The following is a 25,276-nucleotide window of genomic DNA, read 5'->3' on the forward strand; positions in this document are numbered from 1 at the left end:
AAATGAACGTAGCGACTGCGCCAGCCCTTACTCCGCGCGGGGCGGGCGACGGTGTAGCAGGGCCTGATCGAGCCAGGCCAGGACGTCGTGGGTCACTTGGTCACGGTTGCTTTCGTTGAACAGCTCATGACGCGCTTGCGGGTAGATAGTGAGTTGCAGGCACTGGCTGCCGGCCTCGCGCAGCGCGCTGGCCAGATCCTTGAGACGCTTGCCGGCGCTCACCGGATCACATTCACCGCCGATCACCAGCAACGGCAGGCCCGGATCGATCTGCGCCAGGTTGGAAATCTTGCTGATCTGCTGCAGGCCGCCCAGCAGGTCGATCCATAACTGGTTGCTGCAGCGGAAGCCGCACAAGGGGTCATTCACGTACTTGTCGACTTCCGCCGGGTCGCGGCTGAGCCAGTCGAAGGCGGTGCGATTGGGTTTGAAGGCCTTGTTGAACGATCCGAAGGACAGCCACTCGATCAGCGCGCTGCGTCCCGTTGCGCCTTGGCGCCAGCGCTCGAAACGGGCGATCAGGCTGGCGATGCGGTACAGGGCCACGGGCTGGAAGTTCGAGCCGCTGAGGATCGCCCCATGCAGGCTGGCGCTGTGGTGCAGCAGGTAGGCCTGGGCGATGTAGCTGCCCATGCTGTGGCCCAGCAGCACGATGGGGGTGCCCGGGTGCTGCTGGCCGATGTACTGGTTGAGGCTGGCCAGGTCGCCGACCACCTTGTTCCAGCCGCCGTGGTCCGCGTAGTGGCCGAGTACGCCGTGCTGCGCGGTGTTGCCGTGGCCGCGCTGATCTGGCGCATAGAGGCCATAACCTGCGGCACACAGGGCCGCCGCCAACCGGGCATAGCGCCCACTGTGCTCGGCCATGCCGTGGGACAGCAAGATCACCGCCTTGAGCGGGGGCTCGGGCAGCCACTGGTTGACGAAGAGGCGTTGGTGGTCGCTTGTGGTCAACCAGAAGGTGTCGTGGGTCATGGCGATTCCTTTGCTCGGAGACGCTGCACTTTATAGCGCATCAATGGGTGTGCGTCCGATTCGTCGGCCTGTTGGACGCAAGATTCACACAGTTAATGACACACTTGCGCATATTTGCCTGAATCGTCATAGCTGCTAACGTCCGAGGAGCCCCGCCGCTGATAGCGTTACAGTGGCGGCCCGGACCGTTCAGGCAATAAGAGGACAAGAATAATGCAACCTGATTTCTGGAATGATAAGCGCCCCGCCGGCGTCCCCAACGAGATCGATCTGGGGGCCTACAAGTCGGTGATCGAGGTGTTTGAGCGTTCCTGCAAGAAGTTTGCTGACCGCCCGGCGTTCAGCAACATGGGGGTGACCCTCACCTACGCCGAGCTGGAACGCTACAGCGCGGCCTTCGCCGGTTATCTGCAAAGCCGTACCGACCTGGTTCCGGGGGATCGTATCGCGGTGCAGATGCCCAATGTCCTGCAGTACCCGATCGCGGTGTTTGGCGCGTTGCGGGCCGGCCTGGTGGTGGTCAACACCAACCCGCTGTACACCGCGCGGGAGATGCGTCATCAATTCAAGGATTCCGGGGCCCGGGCCCTGGTCTACCTGAACATCTTCGGGCAGAAGGTTCAGGAAGTGCTGGGCGACACCGACATCCAGTTCCTGATCGAAGCCAAGATGGGCGACATGCTGCCCAGTGCCAAGGGGTGGCTGGTCAATACCGTGGTGGACAAGGTCAAGAAGATGGTGCCGGCCTATCACCTGCCCCAGGCCATTTCCTTCAAGAGTGCCTTGCGCCTCGGGCGTGGCCTGGGGATCAAGCCGCTGCAGGCCGGGCTGGAGGATGTCGCCGTGCTGCAGTACACCGGTGGCACCACCGGCCTGGCCAAGGGGGCGATGCTGACCCACGGCAACCTGGTGGCCAACATGCAGCAGGCCCGGGCCTGCCTCGGCCAGCACGGGCCCGATGGCCATACCCAGTGGCGCGAAGGCCAGGAAGTGATGATCGCGCCGCTGCCGCTGTACCACATCTATGCCTTCACCGCGAACTGCATGTGCATGATGGTGACCGGCAACCACAACGTGCTGATCACCAACCCGCGAGACATCGGCGGCTTCATCAAGGAGCTGAAGAAGTGGCGGTTCTCCGCGCTGCTGGGGCTGAACACGCTGTTCGTGGCGCTGATGGATCATCCGGAATTCAAGCACCTGGATTTTTCCAATCTCAAGCTGACCAACTCCGGCGGCACGGCCCTGGTCAAGGCCACGGCGGAACGCTGGCAGCAGCTCACCGGCTGCCGGATCACCGAAGGCTATGGCCTCACCGAAACCTCGCCGGTGGCCTGCACCAACCCCTATGGCGACCGCTCGCGGTTGGGCACGGTCGGCCTGCCGGTGCCGGGCACCACCTTGAAGGTCATCGATGACCAGGGCACCGAGTTGCCGCTGGGCGAGCGCGGCGAGCTGTGCATCAAGGGACCGCAGATCATGAAGGGCTACTGGAACAAGCCCGAAGCCACCGCGGAGGTGCTGGACGCCGAAGGCTGGTTCAAGTCCGGGGATATCGCGGTGATCGATCCGGACGGTTTCGTGCGCATTGTCGATCGCAAGAAGGACATGATCATCGTCTCGGGTTTCAACGTGTATCCCAATGAGATCGAAGATGTGGTCATGGCTCACCCCAAGGTCGCCAACTGCGCGGTGATCGGCGTGCCGGACGAGCGTTCCGGCGAGGCGGTGAAGCTGTTTGTGGTGCCCCGTGAAGCGGGGGTCAGCCTGGAAGAGCTCAAGGCCTACTGCAAGGAGAACTTCACCGCCTACAAGGTGCCCAAGCACATTGTCCTGCGTGAGTCGCTGCCGATGACGCCCGTGGGCAAGATCCTGCGCCGCGAGTTGCGTGACATCGCCTGATTCGTGAGTTCCTCCCTCGGGGGCCAGCCGGTTGACGCAACGGGCTGGCCCCCGAGTCGTTTCAGGGGCGCAAAGCCCCGAGCTAGAGCGGAATTCGCAGGGGTAGAATTTTTACTCTAAAAGTGACCATTAAATGGTCTTGAGTCATAAAGGTGACTATTCAGGCCTTCTTTGGCTCTAGGCGGCCTTTTTCAAAGCTGCTACTCTCGGCGCGCTTTGTGACTTCTCGGCCTAAGTAAACAGCCAGACTCACCAACAATAGACACCAATAAAAAACACAGACAAATAATAATCGCATCAACTGCGGTGATGAATTCGCGTTGCTGAGGAGTGGGCTTCCATGATCGAAGACTTTTGGAAGGATAAGTACCCAACTGGGATTGCTGCCGATATCAATCCAGACGAGTATCCGAATATTCAGGCGGTATTGAAACAATCCTGCCAACGTTTCGCTGACAAACCGGCCTTTAGCAACCTTGGCAAGACAATCACCTATGGTGAGTTGTATGAATTGTCCGGTGCCTTTGCCGCGTACCTGCAGCAGCATACCGATTTGCGGCCCGGCGATCGAATCGCGCTGCAACTGCCCAACCTGCTGCAATACCCGATCGCGGTATTCGGTGCGATCCGCGCCGGCCTGATCGTGGTCAACACCAACCCGCTGTACACCGCGCGGGAAATGGAACACCAATTCAATGACTCCGGGGCCAAGGCCCTGGTCTGCCTGGCCAACATGGCCCATCTGGCAGAGAGCGTGGTGCCCAAGACCGGGGTCAAGCATGTGATCGTCACCGAAGTGGCGGACCTGTTGCCGCCCCTCAAGCGCCTGCTGATCAACAGTGTGGTCAAGTACGTGAAGAAGATGGTGCCGGCCTACCACTTGCCCCAGGCGGTCAAATTCAATGACGCCTTGAGCAAGGGCCGCGGCCAGCCGGTGCAGGAAGCCAATCCTGCCAGCGGCGATGTCGCCGTGCTGCAGTACACCGGCGGTACCACCGGTGTGGCCAAGGGCGCGATGCTGACCCACCGCAACCTGGTGGCCAACATGCTGCAGTGCAAGGCGCTGATGGGCTCCAACCTCAATGAGGGGTGCGAGATCCTCATCACGCCGCTGCCGCTGTACCACATCTATGCGTTCACCTTCCATTGCATGGCCATCATGCTCATGGGCAACCACAACATCCTGATCAGCAACCCGCGGGACTTGCCGGCGATGGTCAAGGAACTGTCGAAGTGGAAGTTCAGCGGTTTCGTCGGCCTCAACACCCTGTTCGTGGCCCTGTGCAACAACGAAGCCTTCCGCAAGCTGGATTTCTCCGCGCTGAAAGTCACCCTGTCCGGGGGCATGGCCCTGCAGCTGGCGGCGGCCGAGCGCTGGAAGTCGGTGACCAACTGCCCGATCTGCGAAGGCTACGGCATGACCGAAACCAGCCCGGTGGCAACGGTCAACCCGATCCAGAACATCCAGATCGGCACCATCGGCATTCCGGTGCCTTCGACCCTGTGCCGGGTGATCAACGACGCCGGCGACGAACTGCCGTTGGGCGAAGTCGGCGAGTTGTGCGTGAAGGGCCCGCAAGTGATGAAGGGCTACTGGCAGCGCCAGGACGCCACCGATGAAGTCCTCAGCAGCGAAGGCTGGCTCAAGACCGGTGACATCGCCCTGATCCAGCCGGACGGCTATATCCGCATCGTCGACCGCAAGAAGGACATGATCCTGGTTTCGGGCTTCAACGTTTACCCCAACGAACTGGAAGACGTGCTGGCCTCGCTGCCGGGCGTGCTGCAGTGCGCGGCCATCGGCATACCGGATGAAAAGTCCGGCGAGATCATCAAGATCTTCATCGTCGCCAAGCCAGGGGTGACCCTGACCAAGGAGCAGGTGATGGAGCACATGCGCGCCAACGTCACCGGCTACAAGGTGCCCAAGGCCGTGGAGTTCCGCGATGCCCTGCCGACCACCAACGTCGGCAAGATCCTGCGCCGCGAACTGCGTGACGAAGAGCTGAAGAAGCTCGGCGTGAAGAAGTAAGCCGCGCCCACAAAAAAGCCCCGCCAGTGCGGGGCTTTTTTATGGGTTCGCGCCAGGAGCGGCTTATTGCTGGAACTGGGCAAAACTCACGCCGGTGCCGGCGGGGCGCACGTCCTTGAGGAAGGAGTCCTTGTCGGCGCTCAGCTCCAGGCTCAGGGCGGCCTTGCGCTTGCCTTGGTTGCGGATCACCAGACCTTCGAGTTTTTCCCGCAGGAACGCCGTCGGCACCTTCAGGTGCAGCAGTTGGTCGGTGTCCGGGGTGTGCAGCAGCAGGTGGACCCATTCGTACTGGCCGATGGCCAGGCGGGTGACCAGGATATCGAACCACCAGATATTGCGATTGCGGTTCAGCTCCGCGAAATGGCAGTTGTTGACGCCCAGCACCGCACCGCCCAGTTCCTGGTTTCTGCGGGCGATGGCCTGCTTTTTATCGAGTTTCATAACATTCCTACGGGGATTGGATCTTCAGTGCGTGGCCTGAACAGGTCGAGCATTCTCCCGGGTTGCCCGGCAAACATAAAGCGCAACCTGGCACCGCTGATGAAATGCCCGATGAAAAATAATTGAAACTCTGCGCAACGGCCACGAGTCAACCTTGGGTAACGACGCAAATCCTCTTTGTTTGATCAATGAATGTTCTACGGAGAAATACCATGGGCAGCACAGCAGATAAGGCAAAAGGTCTGGTCAACGAAGCCATCGGCAACGTCAAGCAAGGTGTCGGCAAGGCCACCGACAACACCAAGCTGCAGGTAGAGGGCAAGCTGCAGGAGAAGAAGGGTGAAGCCCAGCAAGCCTTGGGCAAAGCCAAGGATGCTGTGAAGAAAACCATCGACAAGGCCTGAAACTCCCGGGATCGATGATGCACCGCAGCGGCCATCCAAGGATGGCCGTTTTTATGTTCAGGCCCAGTGGGGCGGTCAGCCAATCCACGTGTTGTCATGGTTGCGGTTCGCCAACTGAGCTAATTTGTTGTAGAAAACGCCCCCTGAGTCGCTTTCGACTTCAACCTTTTTGCGGCGAAAGGAGACGCTATGATTTTTCCGGACCTCAAAGGTTTGCCCTTGCACCGGGTGCTGATTCGCACGGTGCATGAATTCATTGCGGACGAGATGTCCACCTACGCCTCGGCACTGGCCTACCAGATGCTGTTCTCGCTGTTCCCCTTCATCCTGTTTCTCATTGCCCTGATCGGTTTCTTGCACTTGCCGGACTTCTTCAGCTGGCTGCGCCTGCAATCGGAGCTGGTGTTGCCGCCCCAGGCGCTGGAGCAGGTCAACCCGGTGATCGACCAACTGCAGCAGTCCAAGGGCGGGCTGCTCTCCGTGGGTATCGTCATCGCGCTGTGGACCGCCTCGGCGGGCGTGCGCCTGATGATGAGCGCGATGAACGCGGCCTACGATGTGGTCGAGGGGCGGCCGATCTGGAAGCGTTTTCCGCTGTCGATCTTCTACACCGTGGGTATCGCCGGCATGCTCCTGGCCGCGGCGGCGCTGATGGTGCTGGGGCCGCAGGTGATGACCTGGCTGGCCGGGCAGGTGGGCCTGGAAGAGTTCATCGTCACCCTGTGGACCATCCTGCGCTGGCCGGTGATCGTGCTGCTGATGATGGTGGCCGTGGCCCTGATGTATTACGTGATGCCCGATGTGAAGCAGAAATTCCGCTTTATCACCCCCGGTTCGGTGCTGGCGGTGGTGGTGTGGATCGTGGCGTCCCTGGGGTTCGCCTACTACGTGAAAACCTTTGCTAACTACAACGCCATGTATGGCAGTATCGGCGCGATCATCGTGCTGCTGCTGTACTTCTATATCTCTTCGGCCGTGCTGTTGCTGGGGGCGGAGATGAACGCGGTGATCGAACACATGTCGGCCGAAGGCAAGGAACCTGGCGAAAAGGACTTTGACGGGCCCGGCGATAAACAACACGTTTCTGGACTGGGCCGGGACCACTCGCTCCGTCCCTCTACTGACGAAGCCTGAACATGATCCGTGAAATCCTCAAAATGGGCGATGAACGCCTGCTGCGCATTGCCCCGCCGGTGCCGCCCGAGATGTTCGACAGTCCGCAGTTGTGGGAGCTGATCGACGATATGTTCCAGACCATGGAAAGTGTCGGTGGCGTAGGGCTGGCAGCGCCGCAGATCGGTGTCGACCTGCAACTGGTGATCTTCGGCTTCGAGCACAGCGAACGCTACCCGGACGCCGAAGCCGTGCCCCAGACCATTCTCATCAATCCCCTGATCACCCCGCTGAGCCCGGTGCTGGAAGAAGGCTGGGAGGGCTGCCTCTCGGTCCCCGGACTGCGCGGAGCGGTGCAGCGCTACCAGCACATTCGCTACGAAGGCTTCGACCCCAAGGGCGAGCCGGTGGTGCGCGTGGCGTCGGGCTTTCACGCCCGGGTGGTGCAGCATGAATGCGATCACCTGATCGGTCGGCTGTACCCGTCGCGGATCAGTGATTTCAGCAAATTCGGCTTCACTGAGGTGCTGTTTCCCGATCTGGATCCCAACGCCGACGACTGATCTTGCAGCCCCCGGCTCACGGGGGCGGGTCGAGCGCGGGGGCGCCCATGGCCAGCAGCGGCTTGCTGCGCTGGTAGCGGGCCAGGCGTTCGGCCAGGGCCGCTGGCAGGTGGGGCGCGCGGGTGAAACTCATGCGTTGATACAAAGTTTCCAGGTCCGGGTGGCAGAACAGCCAGAGCGGGCCTGGCACCACCTGTCGGGCTCGCTGCACCAACTGCGTCGCCAGCCCCCGGCCACGGTGGGACGGGGCGACGAACAAACCCGTCAGCCAATGCCCCTGAGCCAGCGGGGCCAGGCTCATCCCGGCAATCACCTCGCCCTGTTTGACCACCCACAGCTGGCCCTCGGACGAGGCGCGCATGGACGAGCGGTGCTGGCGATAGAACTTGTTCAGCAAGGGGCGAGAGGCCTCGTCGAGCGGGCCGATCTGCAGGCTGGGCATGGCGTTTCCGGGGTTGCGACTGGGCGCGGCGGATTATAAAGGAACCCTGGCGGTCCATAGGTGCTATACCTGAAGCCTATCCCGCATCAGTGGAGTCGTTGTCATGTCCAAAGGTATGAACGCCAAGAAAAACGCCAAGAAGAAACCGGCCAAGAGCGCGGACGAGAAACGCGCCGAGAAAAAGGCCAAGAAAACCGAAGTGAACATCTTCGGCCATTGATCGCTTTGACCAAGCCCGCATTGCGGGCTTGGTTTTGTCTGCTCTCGGGCACGTCCCGACGTCTCTCCAGCGCCTCTATGCCAGCTCTAGCGCCAGTGCCTCGCGCACCGTCGGGCGCTGCTCGATGCGTGCCTGGAACTGCAGCAAGGCTGGCCAGGCGGCCAGGTCGATGGCAAACACTGCGGTCCAGCGCAGCACGGTGAACAGATAGGCATCGGCAATGGTGAACTGTCCACCTTGCAGGTAGTCCTGTTGCGCCAGGATCTGTTCCAGCAGGGCCAGGCGCTTGAACAGCTTTTGCCGGAACAGCTCCTTGGCCTTGTCATCCAGCGCTGAGTTGAACAGCCAGCCCATGATCCCGTGAACCTCGCTGCTGATGAAGTTCAGGGTTTCCTGCAGCCGTACCCGCTGCCAGCTGCCCTGGGGCGCCGCCAGACCGGCCTCGGGCTTGAGGTCGGCGAGGTACTGCAGGATCGCCGGACCCTCGGTCAGCACGTCGCCGTTGTCCAGTTGCAGGGCGGCAACGTAGCCCTTGGGGTTGATGGCGAGGAAATCCTCACCCTGGGCCGTGCGCTTGCTGCGATTGTCGACACGGATCGCTTCGAACGGCAGTTGCAGTTCCCGCAGCACGATATGGCAGGCCAGGGAGCAGGCTTGAGGGGCGTAGTAGAGTTTCATCGACGGCTCTCCAGTGAAGGTTCGCTGCAGTGTCGGCGAGGCTGCTGGCATGGGTAAAATTCATTTTTCAGAAAACGGCCATAAGGACAGCTACTGCCATGATGAACCTGATGCACTGGCGGCTGCTGGTGGCGATCGCCGAATGCGGCACCATCACCCGTGCCGCCGAGCAAGTGGGGATGACCCAGTCCGGGGCCAGCCAGGCCCTGGCGCAGATGGAGGACATGCTTGGCGTTCAGGTGTTCATCCGCGAGCGTCGCCAGGCGCTGCCTACGGCGATCGGTCAGCAGGTGCTGGAGCAGGCGCGGGTGATGCTCGGTGCGCTGGCCCAGGTGCGGCGCCAGGTGGACGCGGCCCGGGGCGTGTCTCACGGCAGCCTGCGCCTGGCGGGGTTTCCCATGGTCCTGGCGCACGTTCTGCCGCCCTTGCTGCGGCGCTTCAGGCAGTTGCACCCGGGAATCGAGGTGGTGCAGCTGGAGGTCAGCGACGATGAGGTCGAAGCCCTGCTGGAGGCGCAACTGGTGGACCTGGGGGTGGTGCTGAACCCCGCGGCCGAGCGTCGCTCGTGGTTGCTGGGGCTGGACTCGTGGGTAGCGGTATTGCCCCGGGAGCATCCCTGGCAGGCGGCGAGCATCGATCTTGCGACCTTGCTGGCACAGCCCTTTGTCCTGGCCACTGGCGGTTGCTCGGTGAACGCCCGCAGTCTGGCGGCCGACGCCGGCTTGTCCCTGGCGCAGGTGCGGATCGAAGTGCGGGAGTGGAACAGCGCGTTCAGTCTGGTGCGTGAAGGGCTGGGGGTGACCCTGGTCCCGGAAAGCACCTTGCCGGAGCAGCGCCAGGGCTTGCGGGTGTTGCCATTGAGTCGCCCTATCGAGCGTCGGTTCGCCCTGGTAGCGGCGCCGGGTCGTGAGCAGAGCGGTATGGTTCAGGCGTTCGTGCAGATACTTGAGTGAGGTTAGTCAGAACATTCTTAAAGTCTTGTTGGACACTTATTGAGAATGCTTCCAATGATTTTAAAAGTTGTGAAAACCGACTGACTGGTGGTCTTGCATAGGGGGCGCGGCTGTCTATGCTCAGTTGTGAAAAAACTATGGATTGCGTTGTCAGGCATTGCCTCTCACCCCGCGATGTTTGCCCTTGTACCGAGTGATTGCGCAATGTTTATCCGCGGGCGGCACCAAGAACATGAACAAAGACGAGAGTGCGCAACCAGAGGCACCAGAGGTTCGGGAGTTATTAATTAGATGGAGTTTCTTTTCTTTGTTAGGTTGGCCCGTTTATAGGGCATCAAGAAAAGGATGGCTTGATAAGAGCGTTGCAATATGAACTCTCCGATTGAACATCATTGATCACCTGACAATTCCTCTCTCATGTGAAGGGGGGTGTTTGCCGTGTTTTATCGAACGTTGTAGTGGCTCAGTTGAAAGACTAGGAACTTCCGTCAATCAAAAGACAGCGTTGAAGGTGATACAACCATGTTTAACCTACATCACAAGGCTGACCTGCAAGAGATCGAACGTTTCAATTGTGCGCTGGCCGAGGCCAACGCCAAGCTGGCGGCAATCAGCCGCTCCATGGCGATGATCGAGTTTTCTCCCGATGGCATCGTGCTCGATGCCAACGACAACTTCTGCCAGACCATGGGCTATTCCGCTGAAGAGATACGTGGCAAGCATCACCGGATCTTTTGCGAGGAAGAGTTCTACCGCAGCGAGGAATACGCCAAGCTCTGGCGCGACCTGGGGCGCGGCGAACCGGTCAGCGGCACCTTCCTGCGGCTGAACAAGCGCGGCGAGGAGATCTGGCTCGAAGCCAGCTACATGCCGGTGTTCGATGCCGATCGCCGGGTCAAGAGTGTGATCAAGGTGGCTTCGGACATCTCCGAACGCATCCATGTCGAACATGAAAACCAGAGCCTGCTGAATGCCATCGGCCGTTCCATGGCGATCATCGAGTTCAGTCCGGACGGCACGATCCTCAAGGCCAACGACAACTTCCTCAAGACCATGCAGTACCCCTTGAACGAAATCCTTGGCCAGCACCACAGCATGTTCTGTCACCGGGCTGAAGCCGAGTCATCGGAGTACAAGCAGTTCTGGGCTTCGTTGAACCGTGGCGAGTATCACTCCCATCGTTTCGAGCGGGAAAACAAGTACGGTCAGACGGTGTTCCTCGAGGCTTCCTACAACCCCCTGTTCGACACCAAGGGCCGCTTGTACAAGGTGGTCAAGTTCGCCAGCGATATCACCCAGCAGATGACCAGCCTGCAATCGGCCGCCGAATCCGCCCACAGCACCTCGGTTCAGAACGACGCCTGCGCCCAGAAGGGCTCGCAGGTGGTGCAGCAGACGGTGCAGATCATCCAGCAGATTTCTCACGATCTGAACGAAGCGGCGCGCAGCATCGATGCGGTGAGCAAGCAGTCGGAGATCATCGGCAGCATTGTCCAGACCATTCGCGGAATCGCCGACCAGACCAACCTGCTGGCGCTCAATGCGGCCATCGAGGCGGCTCGGGCCGGCGAGCACGGGCGAGGCTTTGCGGTGGTGGCGGACGAAGTGCGCAGCCTGGCGGCGCGAACCAGTCAGGCCACGGTGGAAATCGTCGAAGTGGTGCGCAAGAACCACGACCTGTCGATGAGCGCGGTCACCAGCATGCAATCGAGCCTGAGTCGCACCGGTGTCGGGGTCGAACTGGCCAATGAGGCCGGAGAGGTGATTCTGGAGATCCAGCAAGGCTCGCGACATGTGGTGGATGCCATCAGCCAGTTCAATTCGACCTTGCAGTTGCAGTGACTCGCTCAGGCCAGGCACAAAAAAGGGTTCCCGTTGGGAACCCTTTTTCGTCGTGTGCCATTACAGCGAGGCGAGGAATTTCTCGTCGATCGGTTTGGCGCTGGTCTTGGTGTCAGCCTCTTCCTTGGCCAGTTGCATCTTGTCTTTCAGGCGCTGGGCGATTTCCTGGTTGATGGCCAGCTGGCGCTCCGGCGGCAGGTCTTTCAGGTCTTCTTCGGTCAGGCCCATATCCTTGAGGATGCTGTCGCGCAGACGCTGTTCGGGCGTCTTGCTCATGTAGTCCTTGAATTCGCTCAGGGCGCCGGACTCGGTGGCGCTATTGGCCTGTGGCGTGCTCGCGGTCGGCGGCGTGGCCTGGAGCAGGACGCGGGTCTTGGCGAACGCGGCATTGACGTTGTCGTCCACGGTATTGCCTTGCAGGCTGGACTGGGACGTCGGCACGGTGACGGAGTTCTGGGCCTGCTGCAGCATGCCACTGTACAGCGCGCTGGCGGCTGCAGTGGTCGGGTCCATATCGGTGCGCGAGGTGGGCTGCACCGAAACGGATTTCTGGGCGTTGACCAACATGATCGGGAACCTGTGTGAGAGAACTAGGCGAGTAGTTCAGCAAGATCCATGCCGAATAAAATCACCCTTTAATATCAAAGGATTGGCGTCGCCGGGCGCTGCCGGGCTGTCCGCCGGCGGACAAGTCTTGCCGCTTTCTGGCAAGCGCCGCCCGGGTTTGCCGAGGGCGGCGCTCCGTAGGTGATGGGGATGCCGAGTGCTTCCCGGAAGGCGTCGTCCACCGGAATCTCGACGTCCGGTTCGACGCGCTCGGTCCGGGTGAAGCGGTAGCGCTCCTGCGAGCCCAGGAAGAATACCTGGCCGGTCCGGCCACAGGCGCCGCTCAGCAATAGGTTGAGGCCATCCGTGCCCAATCTCCGGTAGCAGTTAAAGCTGTAGATCAGGCTAGGGGATGCCGTTGCGTCCATGCAGGCGAAAGCCCGGACGCAGGCTGAGGCGTTCGTAGTAGGCGGCCACGGCGGGGAAGTCCGGGTGTGCCATCGGGGTCATCTTCCAGCGATTGACCGAGAGCCCGAGGACGATATCCGCCAGGCTGAAGTCTTCACCGAGAACATAGTTCCCGGTGCTCTCAAGCTGCCGTTCAAGGATCGCCATCTTGCCGTTCCAGGCCAGCAGGCTGGCGTCGATGCGCCGACTGTCCTGGCAATCCGGATGCTGGCGCACCAGGCCCATGAAGGCGTAGCTCCAGGCCGGATTGAGCTCAGTGGCCTGCCAGTCCATCCACTGTTCCACCAGGGCCCGGGCCCGTGGGGCGAGCGGCAACAGGCTGCTGCCGGGATGCAGGTTGGCCAGGTAGCGGCAGATGCTGTTGGACTCCCACAGGGCGCCGGCGTCATCGATCAGCACCGGAACCTGGGCATTGGGGTTGAGGGCGAGAAGCTCAGGAGTGTGGGTCGATTGGAAGCCGCTGCCCCAATCTTCCTGTTGGTAGGCAAGGCCCAGCTCCTCACAGGTCCACAAGACTTTTCTGACGTTGATGGACGAGGCTTTGCCGAGAATTCTGTACGGGGCTCCCATGACGCTTCCTTGTTCGTGGCTCAGACGGGCCATGGGAATCTATCAGTGTGTTTGGTTCCCGGCGATGGCCAATGGGCCTGCGGGTGTTTGTCCGCGCCTCAGGCCGGGTCGGGCAAGGCCGAGGCCGGCAGACCGAAGACCCGGTCGAACAACCAGTTGAAGACGAAGGTGTAGCAAGGGATGAACAGGATCAGTGCCAGGTCCAGGAGGAAGGCCTGCACCAGGCTGATGCCCATCCACCAGGCAATCAGCGGGATCAGGAACACGATCAGGGTCAATTGGAAGCCCACGGCGTGGGCGATGCGGCGCTTGACGGTGCGGGTGCGCGACGGCTGGCGGCTTTCCCAGCGCTCGAAGAGGCTGGTGTAGATGAAGTTCCAGGTCACCGCGATGCTGGTGATCACCACCGCCAGCGGCCCGGTGCTGCTGGGCGAGGTGCCGGACAGCAGGGCCAGGCCGAGGGCCGAGAAGGTCATGCCGAACACCTCGAACAGGGATACGTAGAGCAGTTTGCGTTTCACGCCTTGCATGGGAATTCCTCGGTATTGAATGCAGCTGGCCAGGGCTGGGCTGGCACGGGGCGCAAAAGATAGCTTCAATATCCATGACAGAAAAAGTCGGAAGCTTTCAGTTTTACTGATAGGTTGCGCCCATGAATTTTTCCAGCGACAGCATCCAGTTGTTTCTCGCCGTGCTTGAGCGCGGTTCCTTTTCCGCGGCGGCCCGCGCGCTGGGCAAGGTGCCCTCGGCGGTGAGCATGGGCATTGCCAACCTTGAGGCCGAACTGGGGTACGCCCTGTTCGATCGCAGTCATCGCGAGCCGGTGCCGACGCCCCTGGCGTTGTCGCTCGCGCCCCATGCCCGGCTGATTGCCGATCAGCTCAAGCAGTTGCAGGTGCATGCCATCGAGCTGTCCCTGGGGCTGGAAAGCACACTCTCGATCGCGGTGGTGGATGACATCGACAAGCAGCGGCTGCTGGCGGCCATCAAGCTGCTGGCCGAGCTCTATCCGTTGCTGGACGTGGAAGTCCTCAGCGCTCCGCAGGATGACGTGCTGCAGTTGCTGCACAGCGGACGGGTCAGCGTTGGCGTGGCCTTTGCCGGCCTGAGCGTGAATGCCCTGGAGTACTTCCAGTACGCCGGCAGTGAACGGATCATCGCCTGCATTTCACCCCGGCATCCGCTGTTCCTGGCCAGCGAGGGGGCGCTGTATCTGGAGGAGTTGATCCGGGTTCGCCAGGTGGTGGTGGCCAGCCGCGACCTGCCCATCAGCGATACCCGGCCCCTGGTGGGCGAGTCGCTGTGGCGCACCGACAGCCTGGCCATGGCCCTGCACATGGTGGAGGCGGGGATCGGCTGGGGCAATTTCCCGCTGTCGGTGATCCAGCCGCTGCTGGCGGCAGGTCGCTTGCAGCGCTTGACGTTCAAGAATCTCGACAACGGCCTGTCGTTGCCGGTGCATGCGGTGTGGCTCAAGAGCCGGCCACTGCAGAAGGGCGCCCTGGCCCTGGTGCAGTTGCTCAGTGGCGAAGATCCGGCGCTGGGGCCGCCGCCCGGCCCCGGGTTCTAGGCCAGGGCCTGCTGGCGCAACCAGCGCAGCAGTTGGCCGGCCGCCGAGTCGTCGCTGATCGCCTGGGTCGAGAGCAGGTAGTAGGCGCTGCCGTCGGCGACGAAGCCGCAAGGGGCGCACAGCAGTCCGTCGCGCAGGTCGTCGCGCACCAGTTGCCAGGGGGCGATGGCCAGTCCCAAGCCCGCCACCGCCGCTTGCAGGCTGAAGTAGAAATGCTCGAAGACTTGCTCCTGAGGAGCCTGCGACAGCGGCAGCTGACGCAATTGCAGCCATTGTTCCCAGGCTTGCGGCCGGGTGGCGCTGTGCAGGCGCGGGGCGTGCTCCGCGAGGACCGGCTGCTGGTTCGACTCTGGCGTCCAGTCAGCCTGTTTGTCCGGGCGGCACACCGGGCCAATGGCTTCGTCGAACAGCCAGTGGGCCTGGGTCTGGTGGTCCCAGGCGAAATCATTGCGGCGGATCGCCAGGTCGATGCCGGCGTTGAACGAGAAGGGCCCGCCACCCGCCAGCAACTGGATCGATATTTCCGGGTGAGCGGCCTGGAACTCCGGCAGGCGTGGAATCAGCCAGCGCATCAGCAGGGTCGGTTCGCAGGACAGCACCAGCGGCGCCTCGGGGTCCGGTGCCCGCAGGCGGCGGCTGGTGTTTTCGATCAGGTCCAGGGCCTGGGTCACGCTGTGCAGCAGTTCGGCCCCGGCCGAGGTGAGAAACACCCGGTGACTGCGGCGTTCGAACAAAGCGGTGCCCAGGTCTTCTTCCAGGCTGCGCACGGCGCGGCTGATGGCGCCGTGGGTCAGGTGCAGGGCGGTGCCGGCCAGGGTGAAACTCTCCAGGCGCGCGGCGGCTTCGAAGCAGCGCAGGGCGCCGAGGGGCGGCAGGCGTCGGCGCGATGTCTGTGAGTTTTTATCACCAAGAGTGTCAGTTTTCATCGTTGGCCCTACCCCTGAAGATCCCCATACAGTAGCGCCAGATTGTATAACCGAGGCGTAGGCAACGTGACAGAACTGTTAGTCGTAATCACCATCACCATTCTCGCGGTACTCAGTCCCGGGGCCGATTTTGCCCTGGTTACCCGTAACAGCCTGATGCTCTCGCGCCGTCACGGCGTGCTGACCGCGGTGGGAATCGGACTCGGGGTCATGCTGCATATCGGCTACAGCCTGCTGGGGGTGGGGCTGCTGTTGCAGCAGTCGCCGCTGTGGTTCACCGGGCTGAAGCTCGCCGGGGCGCTGTACCTGATCTACCTGGGCATCCGCTTGTTGCGCAGTCCCGCCCAGGGGCCGCAGGAAGTGGCGGGGCGTGGCCAGGTGTCGTCCTGGGCGGCCCTGCGCAGCGGTTTCCTGACCAATGCGCTGAATCCGAAGACGATGATTTTCGTCCTCAGCCTGTTCATGCAGGTGATCCAGCCGGGCACCGGGTTGTCGCTGCAGATCGGCTACGGGGCGATCATCGTCCTGGCCCACGTTCTGTGGTTCGTGGCCGTGGCGCTGTTCTTTTCGGCGCCGGCCATTGCCGACCGGCTGATGGGCTACAAGCGCCGTATCGATCAGCTGTTCGGGCTGGTGCTGATCGGCTTTGGACTGCTGCTCAGTGTGCTGGGCGTGCAGCCCTGAGCCCTCAGGTGCTTTCCCGGATTCGCAGTTCGAAGCCCATGTCCACCACGGGCTCGGTCACGCTGTTACCGGCCAGCAGGGTCAGCATCTGCTCGGCGGCGCGGCGGCCGATGGCTTCCCTGGGAGTGCTGATGCTGCTCAGGCGCGGCACCATGTGCTCCGAGGACGGCAGGTCGTTGAACCCCAGTACCGCGACTTGTTCGGGGACCTTGATCCCGCAGCGCATGGCTTCCAGCAGGGCGCCCTGGGCCAGGTCGTCGTTGCCGAAGAAGATGGCGTCCACTTGCGGCTGGCTCTGCATCAATTGCAGGAACAGTTCACCGCCCAGGCCGACCGAGGACGGACGCGGGGTCAGCAGTTCCAGATCGGGGTTGTACAGCCCGGCTTCCTGCAGGGCGCGGCGGAAACCTTCGCCGCGCAGCAGGGTGCGTTGATCCAGCTGTGCGCCGACGTAGGCCAGGTGCTTGCGACCACGGGAAATCAGGTGCCGGGCGGCAGTCTCGCCCGCGTTCAACTGGGAGAAGCCCACGCAGTTGAGCCCGGCGCCGGAGTCCAGATCCATCATGTAGACGCAGGGAATGTTGTTGGCCTCGATCATCCGCCGGGAGCTTTCGGTGCGGTCGAAACCGGTCAGCAGCAGCCCGCGCGGCTGGTAGGTCATGTAGTTGCGCAGCAGGTTCTCTTCTTCGTCCCGGGAATAGTGGTAGTTGCCGATCAGCACTTCGAAGCCCTTGGGCCGCAGGACCTGATGAATGGCTTCCAGGGTTTCGATGAACAGCAGGTTGGACAGCGACGGCACCAGCACCACCACCGACTGGCTCTGGGCCGAGGCCAGGGCACGGGCGGCGGAGTTGACCACGTAGTTCAGCTCTTGCGCGGCCTTCTGCACTTTCTCAACCAGCTCGGTGGCCACGCTGCTGACGCCGCGCAACGCCCGGGAGGCGGTGATCGGACTGACACCGGCCAGTCGCGCCACTTCGTTGAGGGTAGGGCGCCCCGTGGTACGGGAGCTTTTATCGTTTTTATGAGGGGTCATCAGACGGCTTGCCAAACAAAATTCAAGTCACTAAGGTAGCGCTGTCCTGAAACAGCTGCAATGCGTGAGCGAGGTGTGCCTGACCCTCGCTCTTTGGTTTGGCGGACTATATACGCGGCAACCCACAAAAATGACAAGAAGGCGTCGGCAGACACTGTTTTTGTACTAGAACTAGAACTAGCGAAGGTAGCGCTGTCTGCGCGCTGAGGTGTTACATGAGTCAACCAATTACCGCCCTGGTCATCATGGGTGTTGCCGGCTGTGGCAAATCCAGCGTCAGTCAGGCCCTGTGCCAGCGCAGCGGCGCCACGGCCATTGAAGGCGATACGTTCCACCCTGCCGCCAATATCGCCAAGATGAGTGCCGGCATTCCTCTCGACGACGACGACCGCGCCGGCTGGCTCGACAGCCTCTGCGAGGAGTTGCGTCGGACCCTGGCCGCCGGTCAGCGTCCGGTGCTGACCTGCTCGGCGCTGAAGCGCAAATACCGTGAACGCCTGCGCGCCGCCACCCCCGGCCTGGGTTTCATCTTTCTCGAACTGACTCCAGCAGTCGCCGCCGATCGCGTGGCGCACCGGCCAGGGCATTTCATGCCTTCGACCCTGATCGACAGTCAGTTCGCCACCCTCGAATCCCCGGTGGGGGAGCCGCTCACCCTGGCCCTGGATGCCAGCACCCTGAGCGTCCAGCGCCTGGCCGAACTGGCCAATCAATGGTGGCTGGAGCACGGCCTTGAACCTTCACATTGAGTGCTGGCTCGAAATAGGTAGCGCTATCCCACTCGGCCCTTGTTTTTAACGCTTAAATAAAAACAACAAACCGGAGGCAATCCCATGTTTGGCATGTCCCAAGAGACCTATCTGCTGGTTGATGCAGTGGTCACTATCATCGGCCTGATCGTGTTGATCACCCGATTCAAGCTGCATCCCTTTATTGCCCTGACCATCGCCGCGGGGTTCCTCGGCCTGACCTCGGGCATGCCAGTGGACAAGATCATCAAGGCGTTCCAGGACGGCTTTGGTGGCGTGCTCGGTTTTGTCGGCATCATCCTGGCCCTGGGCACCATGCTCGGCAAGATGATGGCCGAGTCCGGCGGCGCCGATCAGATCGCCCAGACCCTGATCCGCTCGTTCGGCAAGGAGCGGGTGCAGTGGGCGATGATGTTCGCCGCGTTCCTGGTGGGCATCCCGCTGTTCTTCGAGATCGGCTTCGTGCTGCTGATCCCGCTGGTGTTCATCGTCGCCCGGCGTACCGGGGTGTCGCTGATCAAGATCGGCATTCCGCTGCTCGCCGGCCTGTCGGCGGTGCACGGCCTGGTGCCGCCGCATCCGGGGCCGCTGCTGGCCATCGGCGTGTTCGGCGCCGACATCGGCAAGACCATTCTCTACGGCCTGATCGTTGCCCTGCCGACCGCCATCATTGCCGGTCCGATCTACGGCACATTCATCGCCAAGTACATCCCGGGCCACCCGTCCCAGGAACTGGTGGACCAGCTGGCCCGTGAAAACACCTCGCAGAACCTGCCCAGCTTCAGCGTGACCCTGCTGACCGTGCTGCTGCCGGTGTTCCTGATGCTGCTCAAGACCTTCGCCGACGTGGCGTTGCCGGACGGGCATTTCTTCCGCATCTGGATGGACATGATCGGCCACCCGATCAGTGCCTTGCTGCTGGCCCTGCTGCTGTCGCTCTACACCTTCGGCTACAAGCAGGGCATCGGCTCCAAGCAGATCCTCGGCCTGCTCGACGCCAGCCTGGCGCCTACCGCGGCGATCATCCTGATCATCGGTGCCGGCGGCGGTTTCAAGCAGATGCTGGTGACCAGCGGCGTGGGTGACGTGATCGGCCATATGGCGGTCAACGCGCAGATCTCGCCGATCCTCCTGGCCTGGCTGGTGGCGGCGGTGATTCGTATTGCCACCGGTTCGGCCACCGTGGCCACCATCACCGGCGCCGGCATCGTGGTGCCGGTGGTGGGGATGATTCCCGGGGTCAACCGCGAACTGCTGGTGCTGGCCACCGGTGCCGGCTCCTTGATCCTGTCCCACGTCAACGACGCCGGGTTCTGGCTGGTCAAGCAGTACTTCAACATGACCGTGGCCGAGACGTTCAAGACCTGGACGGCGATGGAAACCATCCTCTCGGTGGTGGGCCTGATCTTTATCCTGTTGTTGTCGCTGGTGGTTTAAGAGCTTCGCCTGTAGGAGCGGGCTTGCCCGCGAAAAACCGCCAGCACGGCCACAAAAAAACCGCATCACTGCGGTTTTTTTGTGCCTGAAGGCGTCTCAGCTTTTCTGCACCAGCCCGTCGGCGCGGAACATGCTGCGAATGCCGCGCACCGCCTGGCGAATCCGGTCCTGGTTCTCGATCAGGGCGAAGCGCACGTGATCGTCGCCGTACTCACCGAAACCCACCCCCGGCGACACGCAGACCTTGGCTTCGGCCAGCAGCTTCTTGGCGAACTCCAGGGAGCCCAGGTGCGCGTAGGCCTCGGGAATCTTGGCCCAGACGTACATCGAGGCCTTGGGGTTCTCCACCATCCAGCCCAGTTCGTGCAGGCCCTTGACCAGCACATTGCGCCGCTGCCGGTATTGCTCGGCAATGTCTTTCACGCACTGCTGGTCGCCTTCCAGGGCGGCAATCGCCGCCACCTGCAACGGGGTGAAGGTGCCGTAGTCGTGGTAGCTCTTGATCCGCGCCAGGGCGCTGACCAGCTCCGGGTTGCCGACCATGAAGCCGATGCGCCAACCGGCCATGTTGTAGCTCTTGGACAGGGTGAAGAACTCCACCGCGATGTCCTTGGCCCCCGGCACCTGCATGATCGACGGGGCTTTCCAGCCGTCGTAGACGATGTCGGCGTAGGCCAGGTCGTGGATCACCAGCACGTCGTACTGCTTGGCCAGGGCGATCACCCGCTCGAAGAAATCCAGCTCCACGCACTGCGCAGTGGGGTTGGAAGGAAAGCCCAGGATCATCATCTTCGGCTTGGGGATCGAACCGCGAATGGCCCGCTCCAGCTCGGCGAAGAAGTCCACCCCGGGCACCAGCGGCACCGAGCGCACCTGGGCGCCGGCGATCACCGCGCCGTAGATGTGGATCGGGTAGCTGGGGTTGGGCACCAGCACCGTGTCGCCCTGGTCCAGGGTGGCCAGCATCAGGTGCGCCAGGCCTTCCTTGGAACCGATGGTGACGATGGCTTCGCTTTCCGGGTCGATGTCGACCTCGTAGCGATCCTTGTACCAGCGGGAAATCGCCCGGCGCAGCCGTGGAATGCCTTTGGAGGTGGAGTAGCCGTGGGTGTCCTCGCGCTGTGCAACGGTGACCAGTTTTTCGACGATGTGCGGCGGAGTCGCGCCGTCGGGGTTGCCCATGCTCAAGTCGATGATGTCTTCGCCGCGCCGACGCGCAGCCATCTTCAGCTCGGCAGTGATATTGAACACGTAAGGGGGGAGACGATCGATGCGCGCAAAGCGGCGCGGCGAACCTTGTTCGGCCATTGTTGCCTCGAAAAGACGTAAGCGCCCGGAACCGTCCGAGCGACGTTGGCCACTGCGGTGGCCTGCGGGGCAGACGATAAAGGCGCTGGCGCGGGCTTGTCCAGAGGCGCGAAAAATTATTTTTGCGCTGCCGGCGGTTTGCCGGGCTGTCGGGTTTGCCGCTATAACGTGCACGCTTTTTGCCTGCAAGGACGGCGCCCGGCCTCTGCCTGATCCGTTCGGGCGGATCTGACGCCGCTCGGCACCTCTTCGAACAACAGCATCAAACGGGATGAATGATGGAGTTTACCAGCGGCTTTTTGCTGAGCCTTTCGCTGTGCCTGGACATTGGCGTGGCCAATATCGCGATGATCACCCTGGCCATGCAGCGCGGCTATTTCCAGGGCTTCTGCCTGGGCCTCGGGACCTGCGTGGGGGACCTGATCTACGCGCTGCTGGCCCTGGCCGGGATGACCGTGCTGCTGCAGTACGAAAGCGTGCGCTGGGTGCTGTGGCTCGGCGGTTCGGCGCTGTTGGTGTATTTCGCGGCGAAGATGATCTACGCCGCCATTCATCACAGCGCCACACTGGTCACCGCCGGGGAGGCGGACCGCGGTTCGCCGCGCAAGGAGTTCCTGCGCGGGATCTTCCTGGCCATGTCTTCCCCCAGCGCGATCCTCTGGTTCGCCGCCGTGGGCGGCACCCTGATTGCCCGATCCGGGGGCGGTACGATCGCCGATTCCGGGTTGTTCCTGGCCGGCTTCTTTTGCGCCGGGCTGGTCTGGACCCTGGGCCTGTGCCTGGCCGCGACCCAGGGCGGCAAGTTGCTGGGCGACAAGCTGTTGCGCTACTCCTACCTGGCATCTGCGGCGATCTTCTGCTATTTCGCGGTGTACGTGATCCTCTCCGGTTATCAGGAGTTCATCGTTGGCGCCGGGTCGGTCGACCTTCCGGCGCTCTGATCCTGGCCCTGGCGATTGGCTTCTATACTTGCTGCCGTACCCATCATTTCTGCGGCAGGAGTGGCATTCATGGATGAGCAAAAACAGGGCGCAGGTCCCGAACCGCGCTTCGAAAGAGAGCGTTTTCTGCTGATCGCCGGCTTCAGCGAGCGGTTTACCCCAGGCGCCGGTCAGGACATCGGCCAGCTCTGGCAGCGCTTCATCCCCCACATCGGCAAAGTGCCGGGGCAGGTGGATGAGGTGACTTACGGCGTCTGCTGCAACCCCGATGGCCAGGGCAGCTTCGAATACCTGGCCGGGGTCGAGATCAGCAAGCTCGACGATCTGCCCGAGCGCTATCGCTGGATCGAAGTGCAGCCGCAGAACTATGCGGTGTTCGAGCACGGCGGCTCCTTGCAGGAGCTTCCCCAGACCTTCAACTACATCTGGAAGACCTGGCTGCCCCAGTCCGGTCGCGAGGCCGCCGATGCCCCGGAATTCGAGCGCTACAGCGCCGATTTCAACCCCGATACCGGCAGCGGCGTGGTGGAGGTCTGGCTACCGCTCAAAAGTGCATGATCCCCTCGGGGGCGCTGGCCGGCCCCCGATTCCCCCGGCCTTGGCCGCAATCTATACGCCGTCTTAATACCGCCCCCCGCAATCAGTGTCCGACCTTGATACGCCCTCACCTAACCTGCGTGGCGCAGAGGAGAGCGGCGGACGACTCGTTCCCGACTCCCTGCCGGTGCCCATTGCCGGGCGCCTGACCGGTCGCGCCCCGGGCCGCTGTCTGCGGTTGCGGCGCGGCCTCAATGGATTAAGGGGAAAAGCCTTGCTGACACTGGAATTCATCTACGGCGCCAGCGGTTTCTGCGCCGTGCTGCTGTTTGTCTACCTGGGTTACGCGCTGATCCGTGCCGAGAAATTCTGATGACCGCACTCAGCGCTACCCCGGCATTTTCATTCGCCCGTCCGGGCATTCTCGAGAAAGGAAACCAGCCATGTACGACCTGATCTTCGTGGGCCTGTCCCTGGGGTTCTTTGTACTGACGGCCCTGGTCATCGTCGCCATGGGCAAGATTTGAACGGAGCATCGACATGTTGAGTACTGTGCTGGAATACGCGGTGATCCTCGGGGTAATGACCGGGCTCGCCGTACTCATGGGCAAATGGCTGACCCGGGTCTTCAGCGGCCGCGGCCACGCCTTGCCCGAGCGGGCCACCTACCGCCTGCTGGGGATCGATCCCGGCGAAACCATGGGCTGGGCCCGCTATGGCTCGGCGCTGCTGCTGTCCAACGCGGCGATGATGCTCCTGGGCTACCTGGTGCTGCGCCTGCAAACCGTCATGCCCCTCAACCCCCTGGGGCTGGCGGCGCAAACCCCGGACCTGGCGTTCAACACCGCCGTGTCCTTTATCACCAACACCAACTGGCAGGCGTACTCCGGGGAAAGCAGCCTGTCGAACTTCAGCCAGATGGCGGTGATCACCTTCCTGATGTTCGTCGGCGCCACCGCCGGTGTTGTCGCCGCGGCGGGTTTCATTCGCGGCCTGAGCCGTTCCAGCTCGGCGGATATCGGCAACTACTGGGTCGACTTCACCCGCACCCTGTACCGGGTGATGCTGCCTTTGTGCCTGGTCATGGCCCTGGTCTATGTCTGGCAGGGCATGCCCCAGACCCTCAACTCCCAAGCCCTGGCCACCACCCTGGAAGGCGCCCAGCAGCAGTTGATCGTCGGCGCCGTGGCCAGCTTCGAGTCGATCAAGCACATCGGCACCAACGGCGGTGGCTTCTTCAGCATGAACGCCGCCCACCCGTTCGAGAACCCGACCCCGCTGACCAACGTCCTGCACATCCTCAGCATGTTGCTGATCCCTTCGGCGCTGACCTACACCTTCGGCAGCATGCTCCTGCGCCGGCGTCAGGGCTGGGTGTTCTTCGGCACTTTCCTGGTGATGTTCGTCGGCTTCCTGGCCATCGTCTTCACCGCGGAACAGGGCGGCAATCCGCTGCTGACCCAGGCCGGCGCCGACCAGCAACTGTCGGCAACCCAGAGTGGCGGCAACATGGAAGGCAAGGAACTGCGCTTCGGCATCGCCGACACCGCGCTGTTCGTCACCACCACCACCGGCGCCACCACCGGTTCGGTGAACGCCATGCATGACTCGCTGACCCCCATGGGCGGCTTCGTGCCCCTGGCGCAGATGATGCTCAACTGCGTGTTCGGTGGCGACGGCGTGGGCTTTATCAACCTGATCCAGTACGCCCTGCTGACGGTGTTCCTGGTGGGCATGATGATCGGCCGCAGCCCGGAATTCCTCGGCAAGAAGATCGAGGCCCGGGAGATCAAGCTGGTGATGCTCTCGGTGCTCGCGCACCCGATCTGCATCCTCGGTTTCACCGCCCTGGCGGCGCTGTGGCCGGACACCCTGAACAGCCTCAACAACCTTGGCCCCCATGGTTTCAGCGAGGTGCTCTACGCCTACGCCTCAGGTACCGCCAACAACGGTTCGGCGTTTGCCGGTCTTAATGCCAACACGCCGTTCTTCAACACCACCATCGGTCTGGCGATGCTCATGGGGCGTTTCTTCACCATGCTGCCGATGCTGGCCGTGGCCGGTTCCCTGGCGGCGAAAAAGAACATCCCGGCCGGTGCCGGCACCATTCCCACTGCCACGCCGCTGTTCATGTTCCTGGTGGTGTTCGTGGTGCTGGTGGTCGGTGGCCTGACTTTCCTGCCGGCCCTCGCGCTCGGCCCGCTGGTGGAGCAACTGCAGTTGCTGGCCGGCCAGACTTACAAGTAAGGGGTTGTGATGACGACGCAAATGCAAACCCAAGGCACCACCGTGGTGCTGTTCAAGGGCCTGTTGCGCCCGGTGCTGGTGGCGGCGGTGTTCTTCATGCTGCTGACCGGGCTGGCCTATCCGCTGGCGACCACGTTGCTGGCCAACCTGCTGTTCCCGTTCCAGGCCCAGGGCAGCCTGGTGCAGCGTGACGGCCTGGTGGTGGGCTCGGCACTGATCGGCCAGTCCTTCAGTCGCCCGGAGTATTTCCAGGGTCGGCCAAGCATGACCCTGGGCAGCGATCCGCTGGACCCGAGCAAGAGCGTGCCCCAGCCCTACAACGCCGGGGCCAGCGGTGCCAGCAACCTGGGCCCCACCAGCCAGAAGCTGGTGGACAGCGTGAGCGCGCGGGTCAGCGCCTATCGCCAGCTCAACGGTCTGGCGGCGGATATTCCGGTGCCGGTGGACGCGGTGACCGCTTCGGCTTCCGGCCTGGACCCGCACATCTCCCTGGCCAACGCCCAACTGCAACTGAACCGGGTGGCCCGCCTGCGCAACCTGCCGCTGGCCGAGCTGCAGGCGCTGCTGCAGGACCACAGCGAAAGCCGCACCTTCGGCCTGCTCGGCGAGCCCCGGGTCAATGTGCTGCAACTCAATCTCGCGCTGGATGCCCTGGCACCCGTGCCTGCCTCGCCCCTTGCGGTCAGTGAGTAAGA

Annotated in this window: 27 protein-coding genes and 2 pseudogenes; 18 read left to right on the plus strand and 11 right to left on the minus strand. The window is 62.4% G+C overall.

Features of this window, described 5'->3' with window-relative positions; all coding sequences use genetic code 11:
- Nucleotides 1–27: 27 nt before the first annotated feature.
- Nucleotides 28–972, minus strand: coding sequence for an alpha/beta hydrolase (locus tag GGI48_RS22940; protein ID WP_016963047.1), 945 nt, complete (start codon nt 970–972; stop codon nt 28–30).
- A gap of 213 nt (nt 973–1,185) precedes the next feature.
- On the opposite strand from GGI48_RS22940, the gene fadD2 reads away from it, so the two are divergent.
- Together fadD2 and fadD1 are read left to right on the plus strand one after the other, a co-directional pair.
- Nucleotides 1,186–2,874 (plus strand): long-chain-fatty-acid--CoA ligase FadD2, encoded by a 1,689-nt coding sequence (gene fadD2 / locus GGI48_RS22945; protein ID WP_016963048.1) that lies wholly within the window; start codon nt 1,186–1,188, stop codon nt 2,872–2,874.
- Nucleotides 2,875–3,214: 340 nt separating this feature from the next.
- Nucleotides 3,215–4,906, plus strand: coding sequence for a long-chain-fatty-acid--CoA ligase FadD1 (fadD1, locus tag GGI48_RS22950; RefSeq protein ID WP_047305714.1), 1,692 nt, complete (start codon nt 3,215–3,217; stop codon nt 4,904–4,906).
- Between the two features lie 63 nt (nt 4,907–4,969).
- Here the strand turns inward: fadD1 and GGI48_RS22955 are convergent, their stop codons facing one another.
- Nucleotides 4,970–5,347, minus strand: a complete 378-nt coding sequence (locus tag GGI48_RS22955; protein WP_047305713.1) for a hypothetical protein — start codon at nt 5,345–5,347, stop codon at nt 4,970–4,972.
- Nucleotides 5,348–5,559: 212 nt separating this feature from the next.
- Between GGI48_RS22955 and GGI48_RS22960 the strand changes: the two genes are divergently transcribed.
- From GGI48_RS22960 to def, 3 genes are all read left to right on the plus strand, one after another.
- Nucleotides 5,560–5,751: a CsbD family protein gene (locus GGI48_RS22960; RefSeq protein WP_016967813.1), complete on the plus strand. Its 192-nt coding sequence runs from the start codon at nt 5,560–5,562 to the stop codon at nt 5,749–5,751.
- 189 nt (nt 5,752–5,940) lie between these two features.
- Entirely contained in the window at nt 5,941–6,885 is a 945-nt protein-coding gene (locus GGI48_RS22965) for a YihY/virulence factor BrkB family protein (RefSeq protein ID WP_016967812.1), read from the plus strand.
- A gap of 2 nt (nt 6,886–6,887) precedes the next feature.
- Nucleotides 6,888–7,427, plus strand: coding sequence for a peptide deformylase (def, locus tag GGI48_RS22970; protein WP_047305712.1), 540 nt, complete (start codon nt 6,888–6,890; stop codon nt 7,425–7,427).
- Nucleotides 7,428–7,443: 16 nt separating this feature from the next.
- Here def and GGI48_RS22975 read toward each other — a convergent pair whose 3' ends face one another.
- Together GGI48_RS22975 and gstA are read right to left on the minus strand one after the other, a co-directional pair.
- On the minus strand, nt 7,444–7,869 hold the full coding sequence (locus GGI48_RS22975) for a GNAT family N-acetyltransferase (RefSeq protein ID WP_179600178.1): 426 nt from the start codon (nt 7,867–7,869) through the stop codon (nt 7,444–7,446).
- A gap of 295 nt (nt 7,870–8,164) precedes the next feature.
- On the minus strand, nt 8,165–8,767 hold the full coding sequence (gene gstA, locus GGI48_RS22980; protein ID WP_179600180.1) for a glutathione transferase GstA: 603 nt from the start codon (nt 8,765–8,767) through the stop codon (nt 8,165–8,167).
- 98 nt (nt 8,768–8,865) lie between these two features.
- Between gstA and GGI48_RS22985 the strand changes: the two genes are divergently transcribed.
- The 3 genes and pseudogenes from GGI48_RS22985 to GGI48_RS31615 all read left to right on the plus strand — a co-directional run.
- On the plus strand, nt 8,866–9,720 hold the full coding sequence (locus tag GGI48_RS22985) for a LysR family transcriptional regulator (protein WP_179600182.1): 855 nt from the start codon (nt 8,866–8,868) through the stop codon (nt 9,718–9,720).
- A gap of 627 nt (nt 9,721–10,347) precedes the next feature.
- A pseudogene (locus tag GGI48_RS31610) lies at nt 10,348–10,962 on the plus strand (PAS domain-containing protein); the annotation flags it as partial.
- Nucleotides 10,963–11,133: 171 nt separating this feature from the next.
- Nucleotides 11,134–11,562: pseudogene (locus tag GGI48_RS31615) on the plus strand (methyl-accepting chemotaxis protein); the annotation flags it as partial.
- A gap of 60 nt (nt 11,563–11,622) precedes the next feature.
- Here the strand turns inward: GGI48_RS31615 and GGI48_RS22995 are convergent.
- The 4 genes from GGI48_RS22995 to GGI48_RS23010 all read right to left on the minus strand — a co-directional run bounded on the left by GGI48_RS22995 (nt 11,623) and on the right by GGI48_RS23010 (nt 13,676).
- On the minus strand, nt 11,623–12,129 hold the full coding sequence (locus tag GGI48_RS22995; RefSeq protein WP_179600184.1) for a hypothetical protein: 507 nt from the start codon (nt 12,127–12,129) through the stop codon (nt 11,623–11,625).
- Nucleotides 12,130–12,203: 74 nt separating this feature from the next.
- Nucleotides 12,204–12,536 (minus strand): hypothetical protein, encoded by a 333-nt coding sequence (locus tag GGI48_RS31620; RefSeq protein ID WP_260620514.1) that lies wholly within the window; start codon nt 12,534–12,536, stop codon nt 12,204–12,206.
- Nucleotides 12,514–13,146, minus strand: coding sequence for a glutathione S-transferase family protein (locus GGI48_RS23005; protein WP_179600186.1), 633 nt, complete (start codon nt 13,144–13,146; stop codon nt 12,514–12,516). The genes GGI48_RS31620 and GGI48_RS23005 overlap by 23 nt, the downstream gene beginning before the upstream one ends.
- A gap of 98 nt (nt 13,147–13,244) precedes the next feature.
- Nucleotides 13,245–13,676 carry a PACE efflux transporter gene (locus GGI48_RS23010; RefSeq protein ID WP_016967280.1) on the minus strand — a complete coding sequence of 144 codons (432 nt, stop codon included), beginning with the start codon at nt 13,674–13,676 and terminating at the stop codon, nt 13,245–13,247.
- Nucleotides 13,677–13,798: 122 nt separating this feature from the next.
- Here GGI48_RS23010 and GGI48_RS23015 point away from each other — a divergent pair, with 122 nt between their 5' ends.
- Nucleotides 13,799–14,716: a LysR family transcriptional regulator gene (locus GGI48_RS23015; RefSeq protein WP_179600188.1), complete on the plus strand. Its 918-nt coding sequence runs from the start codon at nt 13,799–13,801 to the stop codon at nt 14,714–14,716.
- Here the strand turns inward: GGI48_RS23015 and GGI48_RS23020 are convergent.
- Nucleotides 14,713–15,642 (minus strand): LysR family transcriptional regulator, encoded by a 930-nt coding sequence (locus tag GGI48_RS23020; RefSeq protein ID WP_179600190.1) that lies wholly within the window; start codon nt 15,640–15,642, stop codon nt 14,713–14,715. The genes GGI48_RS23015 and GGI48_RS23020 overlap by 4 nt on opposite strands.
- Before the next feature lie 66 nt (nt 15,643–15,708).
- Between GGI48_RS23020 and GGI48_RS23025 the strand changes: the two genes are divergently transcribed.
- Complete coding sequence (locus tag GGI48_RS23025) at nt 15,709–16,326, plus strand: LysE family translocator (RefSeq protein ID WP_047305705.1); 618 nt, start codon at nt 15,709–15,711, stop codon at nt 16,324–16,326.
- A gap of 4 nt (nt 16,327–16,330) precedes the next feature.
- Here the strand turns inward: GGI48_RS23025 and GGI48_RS23030 are convergent, their stop codons facing one another.
- Complete coding sequence (locus tag GGI48_RS23030) at nt 16,331–17,362, minus strand: LacI family DNA-binding transcriptional regulator (RefSeq protein ID WP_016967276.1); 1,032 nt, start codon at nt 17,360–17,362, stop codon at nt 16,331–16,333.
- 215 nt (nt 17,363–17,577) lie between these two features.
- Between GGI48_RS23030 and GGI48_RS23035 the strand changes: the two genes are divergently transcribed.
- Both GGI48_RS23035 and GGI48_RS23040 read left to right on the plus strand, forming a co-directional pair.
- Entirely contained in the window at nt 17,578–18,111 is a 534-nt protein-coding gene (locus GGI48_RS23035) for a gluconokinase (RefSeq protein ID WP_047305703.1), read from the plus strand.
- Nucleotides 18,112–18,195: 84 nt separating this feature from the next.
- Nucleotides 18,196–19,548, plus strand: a complete 1,353-nt coding sequence (locus tag GGI48_RS23040) for a GntP family permease (RefSeq protein ID WP_047305702.1) — start codon at nt 18,196–18,198, stop codon at nt 19,546–19,548.
- A 96-nt stretch (nt 19,549–19,644) separates the two neighbouring features.
- Here GGI48_RS23040 and alaC read toward each other — a convergent pair whose 3' ends face one another.
- Complete coding sequence (gene alaC / locus GGI48_RS23045) at nt 19,645–20,856, minus strand: alanine transaminase (protein WP_060840648.1); 1,212 nt, start codon at nt 20,854–20,856, stop codon at nt 19,645–19,647.
- Between the two features lie 278 nt (nt 20,857–21,134).
- On the opposite strand from alaC, the gene GGI48_RS23050 reads away from it, so the two are divergent.
- From GGI48_RS23050 to kdpC, 6 genes are all read left to right on the plus strand, one after another.
- Nucleotides 21,135–21,797 (plus strand): LysE family translocator, encoded by a 663-nt coding sequence (locus tag GGI48_RS23050; RefSeq protein ID WP_179600192.1) that lies wholly within the window; start codon nt 21,135–21,137, stop codon nt 21,795–21,797.
- Nucleotides 21,798–21,866: 69 nt separating this feature from the next.
- Nucleotides 21,867–22,355: a GyrI-like domain-containing protein gene (locus GGI48_RS23055; RefSeq protein ID WP_103742200.1), complete on the plus strand. Its 489-nt coding sequence runs from the start codon at nt 21,867–21,869 to the stop codon at nt 22,353–22,355.
- 253 nt (nt 22,356–22,608) lie between these two features.
- Nucleotides 22,609–22,707, plus strand: a complete 99-nt coding sequence (gene kdpF / locus GGI48_RS23060; RefSeq protein WP_016968152.1) for a K(+)-transporting ATPase subunit F — start codon at nt 22,609–22,611, stop codon at nt 22,705–22,707.
- Nucleotides 22,691–22,861 (plus strand): hypothetical protein, encoded by a 171-nt coding sequence (locus GGI48_RS23065; RefSeq protein ID WP_162884082.1) that lies wholly within the window; start codon nt 22,691–22,693, stop codon nt 22,859–22,861. The genes kdpF and GGI48_RS23065 overlap by 17 nt, the downstream gene beginning before the upstream one ends.
- Nucleotides 22,862–22,874: 13 nt before the next feature.
- Nucleotides 22,875–24,581 carry a potassium-transporting ATPase subunit KdpA gene (kdpA, locus tag GGI48_RS23070; protein WP_179600194.1) on the plus strand — a complete coding sequence of 569 codons (1,707 nt, stop codon included), beginning with the start codon at nt 22,875–22,877 and terminating at the stop codon, nt 24,579–24,581.
- A gap of 9 nt (nt 24,582–24,590) precedes the next feature.
- The gene (gene kdpC / locus GGI48_RS23075; RefSeq protein ID WP_016968150.1) at nt 24,591–25,274 is read left to right on the plus strand and encodes a potassium-transporting ATPase subunit KdpC; all 684 of its coding nucleotides are present in this window, start codon (nt 24,591–24,593) and stop codon (nt 25,272–25,274) included.
- Nucleotides 25,275–25,276: the final 2 nt, after the last annotated feature.

The sequence above is a fragment of the Pseudomonas protegens genome (genome assembly GCF_013407925.2).
Classification (GTDB): Bacteria; Pseudomonadota; Gammaproteobacteria; order Pseudomonadales; family Pseudomonadaceae; genus Aquipseudomonas; species Aquipseudomonas fluorescens_AP.